14 protein-coding genes are annotated in these 19,649 nt (G+C 59.1%); 2 read left to right on the top strand and 12 right to left on the bottom strand.

Annotated elements, in window-relative coordinates; all coding sequences use genetic code 11:
* Positions 1-77: 77 nt before the first annotated feature.
* Genes ABIL25_00385 through ABIL25_00395 form a run of 3 tightly spaced genes read right to left on the bottom strand, consistent with a single transcriptional unit; the run spans position 78 to position 2,160 of the window.
* The gene (locus ABIL25_00385) at positions 78-563 is read right to left on the bottom strand and encodes a four helix bundle protein (GenBank protein ID MEO0080737.1); all 486 of its coding nucleotides are present in this window, start codon (positions 561-563) and stop codon (positions 78-80) included.
* A 46-nt stretch (positions 564-609) separates the two neighbouring features.
* Positions 610-1,062: a type I restriction-modification enzyme R subunit C-terminal domain-containing protein gene (locus tag ABIL25_00390; protein ID MEO0080738.1), complete on the bottom strand. Its 453-nt coding sequence runs from the start codon at positions 1,060-1,062 to the stop codon at positions 610-612.
* A 9-nt stretch (positions 1,063-1,071) separates the two neighbouring features.
* Entirely contained in the window at positions 1,072-2,160 is a 1,089-nt protein-coding gene (locus ABIL25_00395; protein MEO0080739.1) for a DEAD/DEAH box helicase family protein, read from the bottom strand.
* Here ABIL25_00395 and ABIL25_00400 point away from each other — a divergent pair.
* On the top strand, positions 2,089-2,253 hold the full coding sequence (locus ABIL25_00400; protein MEO0080740.1) for a hypothetical protein: 165 nt from the start codon (positions 2,089-2,091) through the stop codon (positions 2,251-2,253). The two genes, ABIL25_00395 and ABIL25_00400, sit on opposite strands and share 72 nt — an antisense overlap.
* Before the next feature lie 160 nt (positions 2,254-2,413).
* On the opposite strand, the gene ABIL25_00405 is transcribed toward ABIL25_00400, so the two are convergent.
* From ABIL25_00405 to ABIL25_00430, 6 genes are all read right to left on the bottom strand, one after another.
* The gene (locus ABIL25_00405) at positions 2,414-3,262 is read right to left on the bottom strand and encodes a hypothetical protein (GenBank protein ID MEO0080741.1); all 849 of its coding nucleotides are present in this window, start codon (positions 3,260-3,262) and stop codon (positions 2,414-2,416) included.
* On the bottom strand, positions 3,190-3,639 hold the full coding sequence (locus ABIL25_00410; protein ID MEO0080742.1) for a DUF488 domain-containing protein: 450 nt from the start codon (positions 3,637-3,639) through the stop codon (positions 3,190-3,192). The genes ABIL25_00405 and ABIL25_00410 overlap by 73 nt, the downstream gene beginning before the upstream one ends.
* 282 nt (positions 3,640-3,921) lie before the next feature.
* Positions 3,922-6,645, bottom strand: coding sequence for a DUF499 domain-containing protein (locus ABIL25_00415; protein MEO0080743.1), 2,724 nt, complete (start codon positions 6,643-6,645; stop codon positions 3,922-3,924).
* Between the two features lie 12 nt (positions 6,646-6,657).
* Positions 6,658-9,687, bottom strand: coding sequence for a DUF1156 domain-containing protein (locus tag ABIL25_00420; GenBank protein MEO0080744.1), 3,030 nt, complete (start codon positions 9,685-9,687; stop codon positions 6,658-6,660).
* Between the two features lie 2 nt (positions 9,688-9,689).
* Positions 9,690-10,445: a four helix bundle suffix domain-containing protein gene (locus tag ABIL25_00425; protein MEO0080745.1), complete on the bottom strand. Its 756-nt coding sequence runs from the start codon at positions 10,443-10,445 to the stop codon at positions 9,690-9,692.
* On the bottom strand, positions 10,438-13,917 hold the full coding sequence (locus tag ABIL25_00430; GenBank protein ID MEO0080746.1) for a helicase-related protein: 3,480 nt from the start codon (positions 13,915-13,917) through the stop codon (positions 10,438-10,440). The genes ABIL25_00425 and ABIL25_00430 overlap by 8 nt, the downstream gene beginning before the upstream one ends.
* Before the next feature lie 558 nt (positions 13,918-14,475).
* On the opposite strand from ABIL25_00430, the gene ABIL25_00435 reads away from it, so the two are divergent.
* Positions 14,476-15,492: a heparan-alpha-glucosaminide N-acetyltransferase domain-containing protein gene (locus ABIL25_00435; protein ID MEO0080747.1), complete on the top strand. Its 1,017-nt coding sequence runs from the start codon at positions 14,476-14,478 to the stop codon at positions 15,490-15,492.
* A gap of 8 nt (positions 15,493-15,500) precedes the next feature.
* Here ABIL25_00435 and ABIL25_00440 read toward each other — a convergent pair whose 3' ends face one another.
* Genes ABIL25_00440 through ABIL25_00450 form a run of 3 tightly spaced genes read right to left on the bottom strand, consistent with a single transcriptional unit; the run spans position 15,501 to position 19,585 of the window.
* Positions 15,501-16,817: a cofactor-independent phosphoglycerate mutase gene (locus ABIL25_00440; protein ID MEO0080748.1), complete on the bottom strand. Its 1,317-nt coding sequence runs from the start codon at positions 16,815-16,817 to the stop codon at positions 15,501-15,503.
* 6 nt (positions 16,818-16,823) lie between these two features.
* Positions 16,824-18,176 (bottom strand): threonine synthase, encoded by a 1,353-nt coding sequence (thrC, locus tag ABIL25_00445; protein ID MEO0080749.1) that lies wholly within the window; start codon positions 18,174-18,176, stop codon positions 16,824-16,826.
* A 2-nt stretch (positions 18,177-18,178) separates the two neighbouring features.
* On the bottom strand, positions 18,179-19,585 hold the full coding sequence (locus tag ABIL25_00450) for a PLP-dependent transferase (protein ID MEO0080750.1): 1,407 nt from the start codon (positions 19,583-19,585) through the stop codon (positions 18,179-18,181).
* Positions 19,586-19,649: the final 64 nt, after the last annotated feature.

Below are 19,649 nucleotides of genomic sequence, written 5' to 3' on the forward strand. Positions count from 1 at the left end.
CAGCAAGAAAGTTACAGGTTACAGAGTTACAGGTCACAGCAGAAAGGTTACAAGTTACAGGGTTACAGGTTACAGGACTATTGGTCATTGGCTTTGCGTTTGCGTTGTTCGGCCAGTTCGTCTAGAATCCGACTCCTTTCTTCCGCGGCTGCCACCGCCTGTTGTTGTCTTGCGTGTTGTTTCTGGCCCGGCATTCCGGAGCCCTGAAGGTATTGGATGAATCTGTATAGCATCGCGCTGAGCCGGCGGCATTGCGCACTCGCCGAATCGCAGTCTTTGGCGCTGATATAGCCCTGGTCACGCGCAATGCCAAGCTGGGCCCGGACTTCGCCGCAGGAGCCTTTGGCGACGTAGAGAAACTGCACGAGTTCCTGCGTCGAACCGCGTTCGTGCCCTTCCGCGATGTTGGACATGATGGAGACCGCGGCCCGGCGAATCTGGTCAACAAGGCTGCGGTCCCTGGTGAATGCCGGTTGCCGCGTGAGAGCATAGACCTGGTTGGTCAGTTCTCGCGCCTGCTGGTAGACCTTCAGTTCCTCGAACTTCTGTACCGTTTCTTTCATCTCCCCCTCTCTGTAACTCTGTAACCCTGTAACCTGTAACACATCTCTACGCCGCAAACAGTCTGACCTTGGTTTCTTTGAGTATTTTGGCCGGCTTGCCCAGTTCGGCTAGCGCTTTCACTCCGCCGGCACGTTTGACCTTCGGGGTCTGGAATACTTCCGGGTTTTCCAGTCCTTCGGTGCCCGCAAGGGCAAACTGGGCAGCAAGGGCTTTGAGGGTAGCGGCCGCGTTTTCGGGCAGGCTGGCAAGCCACTCTGCATGTTTATAGGAGAATGCCTCAGCCCGCTCTGCGCGCGTGCGCGGAGCAAGGCCGTAGCCGAGTTCGGCCAGGACGTCGTACAGGTCATAGTCGTCCATTTCTTCCACGCGCTGCACCAGCGAGGGTGAGTAGCCGGCGCTAACGAGGGCATCGATGAGTGCGCGGCGGCGGGCAGGTTCTACCAAGCGGTCGCGGAACGCCTCGAGCGTCGGCGCTTCGGCCACGAGTTTGGCGGCCATCCGTTCCTTCTATTCTTCTACTGTGACGGGTATTGCCCTGCCATCCACTTCGGTCAGAATGTATTTGCCGGCCGGGGTGACGCGGACCTCGAATCCTTCTACGCGGATGGGCGGTTCAGGCGGAGGCGAAGGCTCGCGCTTTTCGCTTGATCTAGTCGGTCGGGACAGGAACTCTTCGCCGAATAGCCGAGTAGCGTTGGTGTAGTCGTAGACCGTGAATGCTAGTTTGCCCGAAGGCGGGTCAATGCGCGTGCCCCGGCCTACCATCTGGTAGAAAGCGATAGGCGATTTGACATACTTAAAGAAGGCGATGTTGCGCACACAGGGCACGTCCACGCCGGTGGTCAACAGGTCAACGGTGGTGGCGATGAAGTGGTGGCGCGAGGCACCGCGGAAGTCAGGAAGCTGGTCGTTACCCGAAGCAGAGGCGGTGCATTTGAAAGCGTAGGGTTCTGCCCGGGGGTGGCCGTGCTCTTTGCACCAGCGGGCGTACAGGTTGTTCATTTCCGCAGCCACATCGTCCGCATGTCGGTCGCGGGTGCAGAAGATGATTGTTTTCTGTTCCGGGCCGCCGGTTTCGCACAGATAGGCAAAGAGGTCGGCGCACATGGCAGACACCCGGTCGGGCAGCAGAATGCGGTTTTCGTAGTCGGTTTTTTCGTAGAGCTGCCTCAACCGGTCGGAAGAAACCGGCTGGCCGGTGTCCGCATCAACCGGTTCGCGGGCCAAAATGTCGTCAATGGTGATACCGGTGTCGTCCAGGTTGACCCGGCCTTTCTGTATCAGGCAGGCGGCAAGGTATCCGTCTTCTATCGCCTGGGCCATGTCGTATTCGTACACCGGCTCGCCGAAGTACGCAAGGTTGTCAGCGGTAATCTTCGCGTCTGCCTGCGCCTCGCGGGTCTTCTCGGTAATCTTGAGCGAACGGGGCGTAGCGGTGAGTCCGATGTGTACCGCATCCGGGTTACGGGTAAGTACCTGAGACCATTTGCCCCAGGCTGAGCGATGGCATTCGTCAATCACAATGTGGCTGAAGTGATTCTCCGGATAGAACTCGGTGAGGAAGCTGGCGTCGTCGTCTTCGCGGGCAATACCCAGAGTTTGGTAGGTGGCGACGTGGATGCGGGCGTTGCGGGCGTGGTTCTTGCCGTCCGGGTAGCAAGTAACTCAATGACGATCGTTCCCCTCTGACCTATTCTGCTTCGGACTCAGCTTTCTCCTCCAATTGAGAACAGTACTAACCCACGGTTTCGACTTTCTTCAGCTCAGAAAGCGGGGGCGTCCCTGGTATTCCCAAGACCTGACCCCAACCGGCCGGCTGAGAATCATCCGCTGTGTCACAAGAACTTTCCTACTTCGGCGGCCAGAAGACACCGAGCACCAAGAAACTCCGTGGGTGCAGAAATACATTGCCTACATAGAACCACGTGTCCTTGTCCGACCTCAGCATCTCGCCTTCCCACTTCTGTCTGACCTTGCGCAGCACGTCCTGCTCGCAGTTCTCTCGGTCCCGGAGTGTGCGGTACAACTGCATCAACTCCCAGTCAATGACGGACAGGTCGTGTCCTCGGCAGCGTTCCTCGCCTGCGCACCTGAAGCGGTAGCCAAAACGGTAGGGTATGGGTTCAATTGCCTGCTTGGCTCCGGCAAAGGCGTCAAGTTGGTCATAGAACGCAGCCCTGAACTCAGCGCTGGTAGTATCAACCGGCTCGGCGTAGAACCTCACGTTCTCCGGCTTGACCAAGCCCAGCGATGTGGCCGACTTTGCCTGCTCGTCCTTCAGGGCGCAGAGCGACGCGGCCCTAAGCGGCAATACGATCTCACGCCTTCTGGCCCACTTGCGCTTGGTGTCCCACGCCTGCTCGACAACCCTGATGCTGTTGCGGTCTACACGGAAGCTCTCCGGACGGGTGTCTTTCGACGTTCGGCTCACTCGAGCCTCGATGACGGAGTACTTGCTGAACCGCTGCCACGAGTTCAAGTCCCGGAAGGGCACCGGATAGAGCCTAATCCACCGTTTCGCTTCCAGGTCAATGCCGGCTACGCACACGGTCTCGGTGTATTTCCGGCTCGGATTGGGATAGGTCTTGACCGTGACGAGGATGCGGCGGGTCTGCCAGTCCAAAACTACAAGTGCCGGACCACGAACTGATGGCCGTTGCGTCCCGCCAAGACCAGAGCCAACAGCGACCTGTGACACTGCTTCGGGTCGCGCTCGTAGCACAGGAGACAACACGGCTTGGCCACAGCCATCTGGTAGAGAGATTCCACAGAGTCATCCACCGTGGCGACGTAGGCAAGATACTGACGGGCAAGTTCCTCGAAGCTGCCAGTCATCCTGTACTGCTTACGCACAGCTACAGGTGTTCCCAACTCGCGCAGGCTCACGTATTGGATACCATTCAAAGGAAGGAAGGTTGCCAGAGCCGACTTGGAAAAGCCCCGCCTGCGGCTCAGCGGCAATTGACGAACGTCCGCCACGACGGCCACCTTTTCCTGCTTCAGCACAGCAATGAACTCATCGGTCGTCCGCCCTTCATAACCGGCTGTCAACAGCGGAAACACGGGGCACGCCACGCCACAGCCTACTCCTATCCGACCGTCGGTCAAGCCCGTCCGGTTATCGATGACACCAGGGGTTGTCAAAGAACCGGCCGGTGTCCATTCTTCACACTCAGCTTCCCCCAGGTCGGCCGCGTGTCAAACAGAGAAAGGGTTCCAGGGGCGAGAGGCCAAGGGTTCGGTTTTGGGAAGAGGGAGCAGGACGCTGGGGCTAGTAACTGTCGGCCCGCAAAGCGCAAGATTCAGAACCTGACCCCGGGTTCCTCACTGTTGCGGACCCCGAAGCTGTAATACCGCTCAGTCCTGTACGGTGAACTCTCCTCCAAGCCGCAGCTCGCGGAGGGCAGCGTTGAGTTGCTGGCGGACGGCTGGGTCCTTGAGCTTGGCCTTGATGAAGACCTCGATCTCGACGCCATCGGCGCCGGCCAGTCTGGCCAGAACGCGATGGCTGAGCAGATTCCACATGTCGCGTGGGATGTTGCCACGCCACTCGACCGTCGTCGGCTGGACGGTCTTGGCTTCCGGCTTCGGCGGCTCAATGATGACGGTCGTATCGCCGCCCGGCGGCGCGAAGATGTCGCCCGGCTCCGTTACGCCGCCTGTCTGCGTACCGGCCTTCGCGACCTTCGCCCGCTCGGGCAAGAGTAGAAACGTTTCGTGGTCGAACTTGACCTCAGCCGGGTCAACGGTCTCTCTGAACCATATTCTGTGCAAGTGCAGCTCGTCCTTGCCGACACCCATGCCCAACGCGCCCTGCGGTACGGCCTTCTGTATCAGCGCCAATAGAGCTTCGTCGGCGCGCTCCAGCCGCGTGAGCGACCCTTGGAAGAACGCCGCCTTCAGACTGGCGAGCGACCACGCGCCTGTCTTCTTCAACGCTTGGGGCCACTTTCGCTCAACGTACGTCGGCCCGATTTCCCGGTTCAGCAAGTTGGCTTGGCGCATCCGGGACAGTATCGCGCCAGTGATGCCGCGTGCTTCGCTGGGATGCATCATCCCCAACGTCAGCTTCTGCAGGGACCCTGCCTTTGCGTCCCAATACAGAAGGCTGCTGTATAGACTCCAGACTCTCTCTTCAACCCTGGAGTACGCCTTCTTGACCTCTGTCCTCGCCATCTGCTGCTCGTGTGGCTCCAGTTCGCCCATGCTCCCTGCTTCCACCTCGTCGGCGATGACGGTCCACGCCATCCAGTCAGCGACGTCCTTCTGCAGGCCGGTGGCAGACTCAGGCATCACCCATAAGACTGCGCCCGGATACTGGCGTGGGGACTGACCGCAGTTCACAGTCCAGGCATTCAACTGCTCAGTCTGCCTCTGATCCAATTCGCTGTCAGGCGTCCCGACCACCAGCCGCAGCACCGGCCGGTCGGATACCTCGGCCGAGTCCTTGGGGAAGAACTGGGCCTCAATCTTAGCGTTCTTGCGGAACACCTGCGTGACCACGGCGCGCGTCTGCTTCTCCACGTCGGCCGGGTTCAGGCCAGCCTTGCGGTCGGCGTGTATCTTGCGCAAGGTGGGCGAGCAGCCAAACTTCCACCCACCGGTCCCGACCGGACGCAAATAGTAGCAGCGGCTGACCAGGGCTTGGACGGCAGTATCTACAAGCGTTGTCTCGGTTTCCGCATCTCCAAGCGCGAACCGCAGGTCGGAAAGCGTCGCTACTTTGTCGGAAACCATGCCGCCACATGACTCAAACAGTAGCGCTGTGGCCACGCGCTGGTGCAGGTTCGTCCTGCCGACGGTGTCGCTCAGCTCCTTGTCCAGAGCAACCGCAACTGCGTTCTCACCGGAGATGTCATAGTTGATAGCGTGTTCCAGCCGCGTTTCGCCCATCTGTTCCAACACCTTGGACCGAAATTCCCGATTACTCAGCGGTGCGGAGCCAAGGGTTATCAGTGGCTCTCTGCGTGCGCAGGCATAGCCTTCCCTGGCCGCTATGGCAATCCACATTCCAAGCATCACCAAAGTACCACGAGTCTGCTGAAATGAGGGCAGCGAAGCCCACTTGCGCTGGAACACGGTCAAAGTGCTAGGGTGAAACGGATAACATGCCTCAAATCGTTTCCTTATGACTTCTTCACCAAAATTGGCGAACTCCGCGGGCAGCCGATCCCGGCGTTCGAACACCCAGCGGGCGTACTGCCGTGCCGCGGCCTGCTGCATGCTCTTGCGGCCCGGGTCTTCAAACAGCCTGCGCCGCACAATCTCGGAAATCTCCTCTGGGTCATTCGCCAGAAGCGGCTGGCCCACCCGGTCAGTCAGCTTCGACAGCTTGATTTGCCACTCGCATAGCTCATCGGTCATCTCGGTCGGCGACGCAGGCAGGCTGAACACGCCAACCGCATTCTGCCGGGCCGTTAGCGCCGTAGTGAGATTCTGCAGGAACGAATGGAACTGAGTAGCCAGATTCCCATAGCGGCCGATGAAGTTGAGCGTCTCATCAAACAAGAACAGAATCGGCGCGTCAACCAGGGCAAAGAGTTTCTCCAGGACTTCTGTGCCGGGTGCCCGCTGCTTGAAATCCTCGCCGATGAGCTTCCGGCCAGCGTCGCCGGCCAGTTGCACCGCCACGTCAATCCATGGCGTCTCGCTGCCTGACTTCTGGTCCCAGGAGTTACCCACGAACACGGCGACCCGCGCCTTCGGCACCTGCTTCAGGCCTATGGCAGAAAGCAGCTCCGGCACACCGGGATATGCTTGGGCCGCTGGCCCGGACTTGGCCAGATGATAGAGCGCCGCCAACGTGTGAGTCTTGCCGCCGCCGAACTGGGTGAGCATGGAAAGCACCGGCGCGGTGCCGGAAGTCTCGCCGGCCAGTCGGCGCAGCACTTTGCCGCAGTAGTCGGTAACAAGCGCCTTGGTGAAGTACGTGCGGCCAAAGAATTGCTCCGGGTTCTTGTAGTCATCCGGCGCTCTGCCCGAGACTATCTGGTCCAGATGCACCGCGAACTCGCTCGGGTCCAGTGACCGGCCCTCGCGCAATTCCTTACGTGGTGTTGCTACCTTGTACCATGGTTCCATTGTCCATCCTCTCTACTTGCCCGCCTGCTTCGTTGCGGGCAGGCCCATTAGCGCCTGTAAGCCCTCAAGCCAACGCCGCTCCTCACTCTTCTCATGATACAACGCGGTCAACGCGAGCGCGAGCCGCTCGAACCTGCGGCCACGCTTCCGCTCATCCTCCAGCAACTGCCGCAGCAGGGTGGTCTGTCCGGCTCGGAACAGGAGCATCGCCACGTGCAGCCGGTCCAGAGTCGTCTGCTCCTCGATGCGACCGGCGACTCCGCGTTTGGCAGCTACGACCTGCCGCTGCACCTCTTCTTTACCAAAGAGCTTCAACTGCGGACTCGGTAGCGTGAACTCGCGGATATCACCCCCCGTAGAAACACCCAGCAATTCCTCGCCTCGATCCTTCACTGGCCGGAGTCGAACTACGCCCTTCTCAATCTCGATGATACGCTTCTCCCATTTCTGGTAGTGAATGCCCATCGGCCGCGTAATCCGGATGAAAGTATCAAATGGCATCGCGAGCCCGCCCCTGGTCTTGGCCGGCTTCTCCTCGTCTTCGTCGCCTTCGGGCTCCTCCTCCTCTGTGGGAGAGGCATCCTTGCCGCAATTCCCATTCAGGCCATTCACCCTGGTGGATTGCAGTGTCCAGAGGAACAGCGCGGTCAACCGTGCGTCCTCCTCGAACCTCTCAGTTTCAGCCTTGCCCAGCACATTCTCAAGCGCTTCTCGTGAGACGGTCTCAAACACGTAAGCCAGAAACCCACGTTTGTCCGGTTCCCCTGCCTCCGGGTCCCCGCCTAGCGGCACAACCTTGCCCGCAGCGGTTTCAACCCGCTCATACCGGCTGTACGGCTCCAGCGCCGGGCCGATGCAGGAGAAGATTGCATCCGCGCCCCGAATCCCCTCGTCCAGCATCCGCGCCATCCACTCCTTCACCCGCTTCTGCATCTCCGCGCGCACCTCGTCCCAGTCGCCTGTTCCGGCATCCTTCAGACGTGGCCGGCAAATGAGATGGACGCTTGTCGCCAAAGCCGCCGTTTCGCGAGCAACAAGCCGCTGCTTCTGTTCAGTTGCAATCGGCCAAGATGCACTTAGCGACCAACCGCCCTGAACAAGACCGCTCAGCAGCGCTTCCCATCCTGCGGTCGTCTTGTGTGCAAAGACTACACAGCTCACACCGCCGTCTCTAATGAGTCGACGTCCTTCTCTAAAAGCATTGGCCATGCACTCCTCGAAGAAGCGCGGACTCTTTGGTACGCCACCGACTTGATACGCTTGATTCCAAACACATTCTCGCAGCTTCGGCGTCAACTCGGAGTTCAGTTCGAAATCGTTCTGCAGGATTCTGTCATGTGGCAGTGTCCGCCTGAGCCACACATAGAAGAAATCCGAGAGATCGGCGTAAGGGATGGAATCGTAGTAGGGAGGGTCGGTGAACCAGCACGAGCAGCATTCGTTTGGCAGAGGATGCTGCATAGCATCGGCGACCTGTACTTTCCCAGCGTAACCAATGTCTCCAAAGCGACGTGTCACCTGGATGATTCCTACCAACATCGAGTCCCACGAACCCACGCTGTCACCGTGCGGAACCAGCTCGGCGAAATCCCAGAGCATCGGGAGTGCCTGGCGTCCGAACGAGTTCACATTTCTCTCCTGCGTTGAGTCCCACCGGCTCTCCACCGAACAGTAGTCGGCAACACGACTTTGCGCAAGCGCCAGTAGACGCAAAAGTCCATTCGGCCCGGACGCGGGAACGTCAGGCTGCCCTCGGACTGCCGCGCCAAAGCACGCCAGCGCTAACCGCTGACGAGGGAGATACAGAAGGTCGAACCTGTTCACTCCGTACCTGGTGACGGCAGTGAGTCCCCGGGCATTGGGCGATGGCCGCGTGCTGTGGAATTCCTCGCTGGGAATGGCGCTCAAACCGCACTGCAGCCGTTGTTTGGCAAGCTTGGCTGCGGCCTTTGTCGCTTTCCAGACTGCCTCGTAGTCACGGGCTGTGGGGAGTCGGTAGTTGCGACCCTGTTGGCCGGGCTTGAGCGTCACAACTGCAAGCAGGCGTGCACCTCCAATACGGTTGCCCTGCTTGTCAAAGATGACATCGGCGCCGCCGCGCTGGGCCGAGAGTTGGGCGCGGACGCGTGCGGGGTGTAAGACCGCGCCGCAGCACAGACACTTGGCCTTAGCACGGGCGACCGTGCCGGGCGGTACATCTGAGTCATTCTTCGGCTCGAATATCTCGAACTCGACCGAGGGCGAGATTCTTCGACTCCGCTTCGCTCCGCTCAGAATGACAGGGCGCAACGCACGCTTGCGACTTGCCTTCTTGCAGAGCCAGAAAGAACGAACCAGTGGGATTTCCGCACCGCAGTCCGACGCTTCGCAGGTTACGGTCCGCGCCCAGAGGTAGGCGATTGGCTTGGAGCCGTCAGGGTCGTCGGGGTAGAACTCCTTCAACTCCTTTTCAGCCTTTGCCTTGATTTCCGCACCGACCTTGCGCAGTTCCTCGGCCAGCTTCGGGCCGTGCTTCGGAATGTCCTCAAGCATCACCTTGAGTATCAGGCACGCTACCGGGTTCAGGTCGCTGGCAAACACCTCGCACCCGAGCCGCAAGGTTTCAAGCGGTATCGAGCCGCCACCGGCAAACGGGTCAACCACCAGCGGCGTCTCTTCTGGGTGCGCGGCCTTCACGAGCCCGCGCCCGACATCAACGGCCAGCGGGTCGCTGGCAAGGCCCCAGTTAGCGAAGTCCGCGATGAACTTCAGCAGTCCCTTGCGGAGAGCCAAGTCCGTCTTGCAGTCCCCGACGCCCGGAAACCCGGAAAGCAGGGCTCGGGCCTGCTTCTTGAACTCAGCCGGGCACAACGGTTCGCAGGGGTCAGGCAATAGCAGCCCAAGCAGGACGGCGCGACACGCGGCCAATGGTCGCCGTGCCCACCAGAGATGCAGGGTCGAAGGATGGCCGTGGCGGATGGTCTTCTCGCGGGCCGAGTGCGCGCTGACTGCCGCGACCGGGAAGTCCACCTCAATCAGCCGCTTGCAGTCTTTGGGAATCATGGTCAGGATACCGGCAAGGTGCCTTTGCACGCGGGGAAGCCGGTGCAGCCGAGAAACGGCTTGCCGGCGCGCGGGGCTTTGCGGGCGGTGCGCAGGGCCATGGGCTTGCCGCAGAGGGGACAGGATGGCAGCGACTGATCCGACCGAGCCGACGGATCAGACTGATCGGTCATTCTCCGCTGGCGCTCCGCAATGCGGGCGGCGGCGAGTTGTTCGCTGTACCCGCCCTGCTTCACGAAGCCGCGCTCGAGGGCGGCAACCTGCCGGTCAAGCAGAAAGTTGGCCTGGTGAATCAGGCAGATGAGGGCGTTGGCGACGATGGCAGGGTCAGGGGAGCCAAGCCAGCGGGAATAATCGGACGGATCAGACCGATTGGACGGATCGGTCCGATGCTGTGCGCCCACCGCGCGCACCGCAATCGCCTCCGGGTCATCCTTGGCCCACTGGTGCAGGTTGCGCTGCCGCAGAAAGTCCTCGTAGTCGAGCAGTAGTTCGTCAAGGCTGGCACGCGCCACATTGACGAGCCGCAACTCGGTCTGGCTTGAGGCCGCGGCGGCGCGGCTGCCCTCGGCGATGTTCTGCCTGCCGCTGCGCGCCGCCTGCACCATCTGATCATGCGTGCGCGAGCGTTTGTCCACGAACCGGTCGCAGAATTGCGCGGTGGCATCGTAGATGATGGTCGCCACCTGGAACGAGCGCAGGTCGCGGTAGCCGCCGCTGGGGCGGAGGCGGCGAATTCGGTCGGATGGGTCAGGCATCCTTCACCTGCACCGTTCCGGTCAGGACATCAAGCTCCAACCAGTAGTGCTCCACCTTGCTTACTTCGTGCCAGCGGAACTGAGCCGGGTCCTGAATCGGCGGTTGCACGAACGGCTTCGTGTCGCACGCGGTCACGACGTACAGCCAGAAGCAGTCGCGGCGGTCTTCGGCCACGCGGCGCTCATTCGGCGTGAGTAGAACCCGGCCCTTAGCAGCGCCCAAACCCTTGACCTCTATCAGGCGAAGTTCGCCCGTATCGGCGTGAATGCTACGCAGGTCGTACCCAAGGTTCTGCTTGTGCACATCCTCAACCTTGCACCCGCGTGCAGTCTCATAGGCGATGACCGCCTCCATTGCCTTGCGTTCGACCTCCGGGTCTGGCCTGAGTCTGGTGACGTCGTCCCGATTACGCTCCGGATGGGGCAGTACAAGAGCAACTGCAATACGCTCGATGCCCTGAAGAGAAAGCTCGCGTTGCCGAGCAAGTTCTGCGTATCTGCGGTCGCGCCGCCGCTGCAAGTCAATTAGCTTCTGCGATTCGATTTCGGCCAAACCCTCAGCAGCCGCGTCCCCTCTATCCTTGGCCAGCAGGTGTCTGCTTAGAACTTCATTGCGCTTGCGAATAAGTTCCTCGAAGCACAATTTCACATGGCGCTCCACCACCAACAGGTCCTTTAGCCTTTCCTCTTTCACCTCGGCAAGGAACTGCGGCAGCGCAGACTGGACAAGATAACTCTGAGAACCGGTCAAGTCTTCTGCCGCCTTGGGTTCGACAGCTGGCGCTGTGCTGGGCGAAATCAGGCCCAGCAAATAGGACAGCTCCCGCAGGATGCGTTCTCCTGCCGCGGTCGTTTCCACCACGAACAACCGCTGGTGCAGTGTCTTGCCGGTAGCGTCTACCACAGAAGCTTTGAATACTTCAAGCAAAGATTCCGATTCGCGATCGATGTCGTAAAGCACGCAGCCTTTGGCAAGCTCAGGTGCAGCCAGCTCGTCCAGACTTCGTCGCACCGCCTCAAAAAGAGGATGTCCAGGCGTAACCCATTCTACTTTCGGGTCGTCTTCAGCTGTCTTGCGGTCAAAACTGATGACGCCGTAGCTTTTTGCCAGTGCCGGATAATGCCAGCCATCGCCCCGAGTAACGTCAAACAGAGAAGGAGGTATACGGCCAACCTTGTACACAGTTTCCCGCAACGGTTTGAGCTCCACGTACAGGCGCGCTGCCGCATCTCGGAAAAAGCGGGCTATGGCTTCAGGCACAATTCTCCGTTCGCGGGCCAATGCCCTCTGTTCCACGAGCATAGGCAGGTTCAAACTGCTTCTGGCCAAACCTTCTAGTGCGGACCGGCACACTTTTTCGAAGTCGGCCTTGTTCACTTCGACGTCCAGGCGGGCGTGAATGTCGTCTTCGCTCATACGGCCGGCGTAGAACTCCCGCAGCAGATGCTCAATCTGGTTTGGCGGTAGCACCTGACCGACCACGTCAAAAACAGTATCCTCTTCTAACCCCCGGCGTATCTCATCGAGCTTGTCGAGCAGCTTGGCCAACACCCGTCCTTCAACTGTGTTGCGGGCGAAGAAGTTGAAGATATAGCAGTCGAGTTTCTGTCCATACCTGTGTATGCGGCCCATGCGCTGTTCAAGGCGATTCGGATTCCACGGTATGTCATAGTTGAACAGCACATTGCAGCAGTGCAGATTGATTCCCTCGCCGGCAGCCTCAGTCGCCACCAGCACCTGAGTTGCAAGGTCCCAGAACTGCCGTTCCGCATACAACCGGGTGCCCGGCTCATCGCGACTGCCGGGTTTCATTCCGCCATGAATGAAGCCAACCGTCAGGCCCCAGCTCCTCAGTGTCCTGACCAGAAAGTCCAAGGTGTCCTTATACTCGGTGAACAACAGCAACCTGCGCGACTGGTCACTGAGGATGCCCTGCTCTGTCAACTGTGCTCTAAGGGCCTGTAACTTCGCCTGCTGACCCGAACTCTCTACCTGTTCGGCCGCGGCAATCAGCTTGTCCAGTTCCTCCAGCTCCTTGCGTAGGTCGTCGCGCCGCTGCGCCAACGTCACGCCCTCGACTTCGTGTTCCACGCGCTCGCGTTCAGAATCCTCCATTTCGTCCCACGATTCCGGCTCAGGAATTTCCGGGGCCGGGACCTCGGTCAAAGGTTTGCCGGATTCTAATTCTTCCTTCAGTTTCTTGTGGCGGCGCTTGAGCGATTCCTTTAGTGCGTAAGTCGAACTGGCCATGCGTCGCTGGTACATAGCCATGAGGAATCCAACGGCGCGCGCCCACAAGTCATCTCCGCGTTCTGAAGCCCGCTGAGATTGCGTCTGCACATAGCGCGTGACGTCCTTATAGAGGTCGAGTTCATTGCCGACCAGGTCAAATGCAACCGTGCTTGGAATGCGTCGCGTGAAGAGCTTGCGCGACCTCCACTTGCCGTCAGCCTGCAGTTCCGGGAAACTGAGCATCGCTTCCTTGGTGCGACGCAGATAGAACGGCGCTTCACGGCGTTTCATCGCCTCTTGGATGGATGTGACGTCTGCGTAAGCTTCCTGGTCGAGCAGTTGGAGGAAAAGGCAGAAGTTGTCCGGGTCGCCCTTGTGTGGTGTGCCAGTCAGTAGTAGGTAGTGTACGGTTTTGTCCCGTAGAATTTCGCCCAGCCGATAACGCTCGCTCTTGTGTTCGGAATCACGCGCCGACATGCGGTGTGCTTCGTCCACAATCACCAAATCCCAGTCCTCGGCCTGCTGCAAGCTGGGCAGGACGTGGTCGAGTTTAGCCAGGTCCATCGAGGTAATAACCTGGCTGTGGTTGTCCCATACATTCACGGCGTAGGCTTCCCGCAGTCGTGCACCGGTGACCTGCTCGAAGTGCTCGTCGAACTTGTCTTTCATTTCTCTGCGCCACTGGAAAGCCAGATTGGCCGGACAGATGACCAGCGTCCGCTCGACCAACCCACGGAGCTTGAGTTCCTTGAGCAGCAGTCCGGCCATAATGGTCTTGCCCGCACCGGCATCGTCTGCTAGAAGGAAACGGCACCGCCAGGCCTTCAGGAGGTGGTTGTAAATTGCGTCCAGCTGATGCGGCAGGGGGTCAACCTTGCATACCGACAGACCGAAATATGGGTCGTATTCGTGTGCGAGTCTGATGCGCAGTGCTTCCAAGCCGAGCTTGAACAAAGATGCGTCACCGGTGAATTTGGTTTCGGGCACGGTAACTGTGAGTCCCGCGAGTTCCGCATTATTCAGCAGAATGCCGGGCTTGAACGTCTGACTTCGAGTGCCGACCAGGTCCACAATGACGAAGCCGTTACCCTTACGCGGGGTGCCCACAACCCGCATTGGCTCGTTGAACATCGTGCCGGTGATAATAACACCTTCGCGAAGGCAATCTGCCGGAATATAGTTACAGGCTGATTCTTGGGGCAACTGGGCTTTTTCCCGGCCCGACCCTGAGCCAGTCATTGGCCGCTATATTATTCTCTCGGTCATTTCAGTCAAGCCGACAGCCAGTGCAGTCGTTTCAGGCCTAGCAGGAAGGATTGGGGCGAGGAATGACCCGGGCTTCGGCTCGAGGACCAGGGAGAAGAGCAGCAGGACCTTGCACTACCGTTTGCGTAACCGGAGCGGTAACAGAGCCGGTAGAGCCAGGGGCTGCCCTTTGCGTGACAGGAGGCGTGCCAGAGGCGGCTATCCGCGGTGTGACCGAAGCGGTGTCGCAAGGAGTCACCAAAGCCGTAGCCGAGGGAGTTAGAGGTTAGTGTCCAGAGGGTCGAACCGAACCTCAACCGTACCCTGGGGTAGCCGCTCCCCCAGTGACGTCCGCACAGCCCAGGGCACAGCCGAGGGGGCATACGAAGAAACGGGCAGATAACAGCCGGGAAATCCGAGAGTTGGATGAATACAAAATCACGGACAAGGGGACTGCTTGACACGCGGTCTGTTTCGCAGTAGCAGTTGAGTGTGATACCGGCGTTTCGGAAAAGGGAAGGCTGGCCGCGGTCAGTCAGTTTGACCTGAGTGATGGATATTGCTGGCAACCGCCCGGACGCTGGTTCTGCAGAGAACCCCAGCCCTGCCCAGGTCAGTCATTCTTCCGAATCCCGCCGCATTCAGGCCGTGGACGTGTTTCGGGGAATGGCGGTGGCGGTTATGGTGGTTGCCAACTATCTGGAACCGCTTACCGTCACACCCGGCTGGCTTCAACACGCCCAGCCTCTATCCGGGCTGAATTTTCTTGACATCGGTTTTCCGTTCTTCGTGTTCATCTCCGGAATGTTATTGCCCGGCTCGCTGGCGCGGCGGCTGGCGCTGGGCGGCTGGCGAAAAACCTTGTTCCACTTTCTCAAGCGCAATCTGTTGCTCATCGCTTTTGGCATTGCCGGCACCCTGCTTCTGCGCGGCCATCCGCTGCGCGACTGGGGAGTGTTACAGGCCTTCGGTCTGGCCGGGCTTGTGGCCCTGCCCTTTGCCCGGCTGCGGCCAGGTGCGCGTTTTGCGGCAGGGCTTGTTCTGATTACGGCTTACCAGGTGATGCTCAGTCTGGGATATGCCGAGTGGCTTCTTGGGCACGAGCATGGTGACCTTGGCGGAATCGCCGGTTGTATTGCCTGGGCTGGTGTCATGCTGATTGGTTCGTTTCTCAGCCGGCATCTTTCAGACCTGCGTCAGTCTCTGGTCTGGAGTGCGAGCTTGGCACTTGCCCTGGGCATTGCCGGATTTGCGCTTCATTACGTTGTGCCGGTAACAAAGCCGCTGGTTACCGCTTCATATGCGCTGGTGTGCTGCGGCCTGGCCGCGGCCGGGTTCGCGCTTGTGCTCGGCCTCGACATCGCTGGAATCAGGCTTGCCCACTTTGCGTTGTTCGGTGCCAACCCGCTGGTATGCTATATGCTTTCGGGTGTTCTGGCCGAGGGTTTACGAAGCCTTGTGCCGGAGCCGACGCTTCTGCCCGCCTTGGCCCTGGCCAGTTTGATATACCTTGTCTGCTTTCTCTGCGCCTTGTTTCTCCGACGCCGGGGTATTTTTGTGAAGCTGTAGCCGAAGTGTCAGCGGTCCAAGAGCGTGCGGATAAACTCATCCCCGCGCAGCATGCCAAGTGCGCCGGTTTTGACCGTTTCCTCGTCGTAGGTCTGAACCTGGTCCGGCTCAATGCCTGAGCCGGCAATCGCCACCGGCACCGGACCATGCACATGGTTACCTCTAGTCACCGGCGTCGCATGGTCAGGAAGCACCGCCACCCGGGTCTGGATACCGCGCTCTTCAATGCCCTTCATTACTCTGGCAATAAGCCGCTGGTCAAGATACTCAATGCCCAGAATCTTCTGCTGCACGTCCCGCGAGTGCCCGGCTTCGTCCGTCGCCTCGACATGGACATACACAAAGTCGTGGTCGGCCAGAGCAGCAAGACATGCGTCTGCCTTGCCTTCGTAGTTCGTGTCAATGAGACCGGTAGCGCCCTCAACCTGAATCACATCCAGGCCGGCGTATACTCCCAGGCCCCGAACCAGGTCCACTGCTGATATGACCGCACCAGTGATGCCGAACATCTCCCGGTAAGTTTTCATCTTTGGCTTGCGGCCCGGAGACCAGAACCAGACCGAATTGGCCGGGTCTTTGCCCGCCAGAGTGCGCGCAACATTGACGCCGTGCCCGGGCAGAACCTCCCACGACAGCCGTATCAGACTGTTCAGAAGCTCTGCTGTTGGCCGCGCCGCTTCGTTCTTCGGCCTTACCAACAGGTCCAGAGCCCGCTCGCCCACATAGTCATGCGGCGGAAAACACTCCAGGTCAGGAGAGGGCAGTCCGTTCGGCTGTCCCGCGGCGTTTTCTCCGCTGAGCACGCAAAGATGCCGATAGCTTATACCCGGAAAGAAGCGGACGCCAATCTGACAGTCAGGCCGTTGTGTAGTCGGGTGGCCTGTCGGAAACCCGGAGTTGAATTCCTGCTTACCTGTACAAGCTAGAACCTGACTACTTTCTCTGTTCATCGCCTCGATAAGCGGTCGTGCCTCTTCACTTGAGATATGACCCGCAGAATGATTCTTTATCCGGCCGTCCTTGATGCATATCAGGTTGCAGCGCAAGGCAACATCAGTCTCGTCGAGCCCCACGCCCATCGCCGCCGCCTCAATCACACCGCGACCCTGATAGCATTCCCGCGGGTCGTAGCCAAGCACAGTCAGGTTTGCCACTTCACTGCCCGGCGGCATATCCTCATCAACAGTGATGAATTGACCGCACCGGCCCAGCCGGGCTATCTTGTCCATCGTCGGCTTTCTGGCAACCTGCAGCGGAGTTCTGTTGCCCAGCTCGGGCAGAGGAAAATCAGCCATCCCGTCGCCGAGAAAGATGACGAACTTCATATCCCGCTATCGCTTTCCAAACTTCTGCCGCAGATACTCCCGGAACCAGCCGTACTCGTTCGGCCCTTTGTCGTAGTACTCCGGCTTGTCGTCCAATCCTTCCAGAGCTCGCGGCAGCGCCGGGTCAATGCCCAGCAGCCGCTGAATCTCCTCGGGAAACTTGGCCGGATGCGCAGTCTCAATGGAAATACAAAGGGAAGGCTTGCTCTCCCGCAGGAATTTTTCCAGCCCGGCCCAGCCTACCGCGCCGTGCGGCTCCAGCATCACCCGATACTTATTCCAGGTGTTGACAATCGTCTCTCGGGTAGCGGCGTCGTCAATGCTCACCGCGTACATGTCCCGGCGCATCGCCTCAAAATCAGGCTCCCGGGTAACATTACCTTTCTCGTCCATCACCCCGCGGTACAGCGCCACTAGTCTGGGCAGATTGGACGGATGCCCAACGTTCATGGCATTGGATATGCACACTCGTGACGGCTCAATCTTCTGGTATTTGCCTGTAGCCAGAAACTTGGGAAACTCGTCGTTGGCATTGGTGGCGATCACAAACCGCTCTGCCGGCAACCCCATCCGCCAGGCAATCATGCCGCCGCACATATCCCCGAAATTCCCGGACGGCACGGAAAATACCGCTTTCTCGCCGTTCTTCTGCAGCCGGGCATAGGCGTAGAAATAGTAAACTGCCTGTGGCAGCAGCCGGCCGATGTTTATGGAGTTGGCCGAGGAGAAACGGATGTGAGCAAGTTTCGGGTCGGCGAACGCCTGCTTGACCAGCGCCTGACAGTCGTCGAACTTTCCTTCAATCCCGATAACCCGCACATTACCGCCCAGAGTTGTCATCTGCTTGCGCTGCCGGGCCGAAACTTCCTTTAGCGGAAACAACACCACCATCGAAATGCGGTCCACATTGTGAAATGCGTGTGCGACCGCAGAACCGGTGTCACCCGAAGTAGCAGTAAGAATGACAAGCTCGCCCCTTTCCTGCGTCAGGAAATAGCGCATCATTCGCGCCATCATCCGGGCGGCAAAGTCCTTGAAAGAAGCGGTCGGCCCCTGGTCTAGCCGCATGATCCAGTTATTGTCATACACGCGCTCCAGCGGCACATCGTAGTTGTAACACTCCACACACAGTCGCATCAGCTCTTCGTCCGGAACAAGGCCGGCCGTGTAGCGCTTCAGCACCGCAAATGCTATTTCCGGATAACTCTTGTCCTTATAGGCAAGAATCTCCTCCTGCGGTATCGAAGGAATCTCCCGTGGCATATAAAGACCCTTGTCCGGAGCCTGACCAGCAAGCAAAGCTTCCCTCAGGTCGACATCAGGAGAACGGAGGTTAGTGGAGTAGAAAAGTAACGCCATACTTAGTTCGACTTGGCCAATGCCTGATCCAGGTCCGCAATAATGTCATCCGGATGTTCTGCGCCCACCGAAAGCCGGATAAGGTCCGGAGGAATTGCGGCCATCTGCCTGCCTTCTTCTCCCTGTTGCCAATGAGTAGAAATCGCCGGAATAGTGGCTACCGATTTTACCCGGCCAAGGTCTGTTGCCCGCCATATCATCTGAAGCCGGTCGAATACGTCTCGGCACGCCTGGGCTCCGCCTTTCACCCGGAAGGAAAGCAGATGGGAGAAGCGGTTCACCGGTTTTCTGTACCTCTCGTCGTATTCTGCATCTACCAGCCAGAGGTATTTCTTTGCCACCTCGTGCAGCGGGTTTGATTCCAGACCCAGATAGTTCACCGCCAGAACGTTTTTGTGCCGCTCTAGAAACTTCGCTACTGTGAGGGCAGTCTGACTCCATACATCCACCCTTGTGCGCAGTGTGCGCAGGTCGTTCAGAGTCATTGCGGCCTGAAACGGATGCAGACAACCGCCGGTATCCCGCTGGGGCCACAGCTTCAAATACTGGCAGAAATCAGCTTTCATATCTTCGTTGTTGACATTGGAGATTATCGGCTTGCGGCAGATTACCGCACCGGCAATACCCGTACCCGAACTGCTCATCACCTTGGTAACAGACTGAATCACAATGTCGGCGCCATAGCATATGGGCCGCAACAAAGCCGGAGAAGCAATCGTGGAATCGCAAATAAAGGGCAACCCGCGCGCGTGCGCCAAGTCCACGACCTGCTTCAGGTCAAAGAAAGCCAGGCCTGGATTGGACGGCATCTCGCCATACAAGAAACGGGTGTTCTTGTCTATGAGCCTTGCCCATTCATCCAAGTCGTTTGAATTACGCACCCAGCGCACCTCGATGCCCCGCTCCTGCATCTTGCGGATATTGAACTGCTGGAATGTCCCACCGTACACCTGGCAGGTGGCGACAAAATTCAGAGGCGCATCGTCCTGCCTTACCAGCAGCGCGTCAGTCACGCCCGCAATCGCAGCCATACCGGACGAATAGACAACGCAGCTTGTTTCTCCGTCATAGCCGTACCCGTCAAGCAGCGCCAGAACATCTTCTAGATACTGAAGCGTCGGGTTGTGAATCCGGGTATAGCACCAGGTTGGAATCTGATAGGAGAGAGCGGCTTCCAGTTCATCTGAGTCGCGGTATGCCTGAGCTGCAGATAAGAACAGCGGCTCCATCGTCGCGCCCTGGTTATTGTTCAACGCTTCTTCCACCGTGTAGAGCCCGTGCACGGCAAGCGTGTCAAAACGCCGGCGCTTGGCTTGTTGCCAGGCTTGCCGGCGCTTCTCGATAATCACCCTGGCCCTTTCCAGATACCGTTTCATGCCCTCGCTTGGCGAGGGCGTGGGTTTGTTCATCACGGTTCCTCCTGAGATAAGCGACCTCTATAGTCGGGGTTCCATTTGCGCACAAGGCAATCTA

It is taken from the genome of candidate division WOR-3 bacterium, from assembly GCA_039801365.1.
GTDB lineage: Bacteria > Hydrothermota > Tepidihabitantia > Tepidihabitantales > Tepidihabitantaceae > JBDRUN01.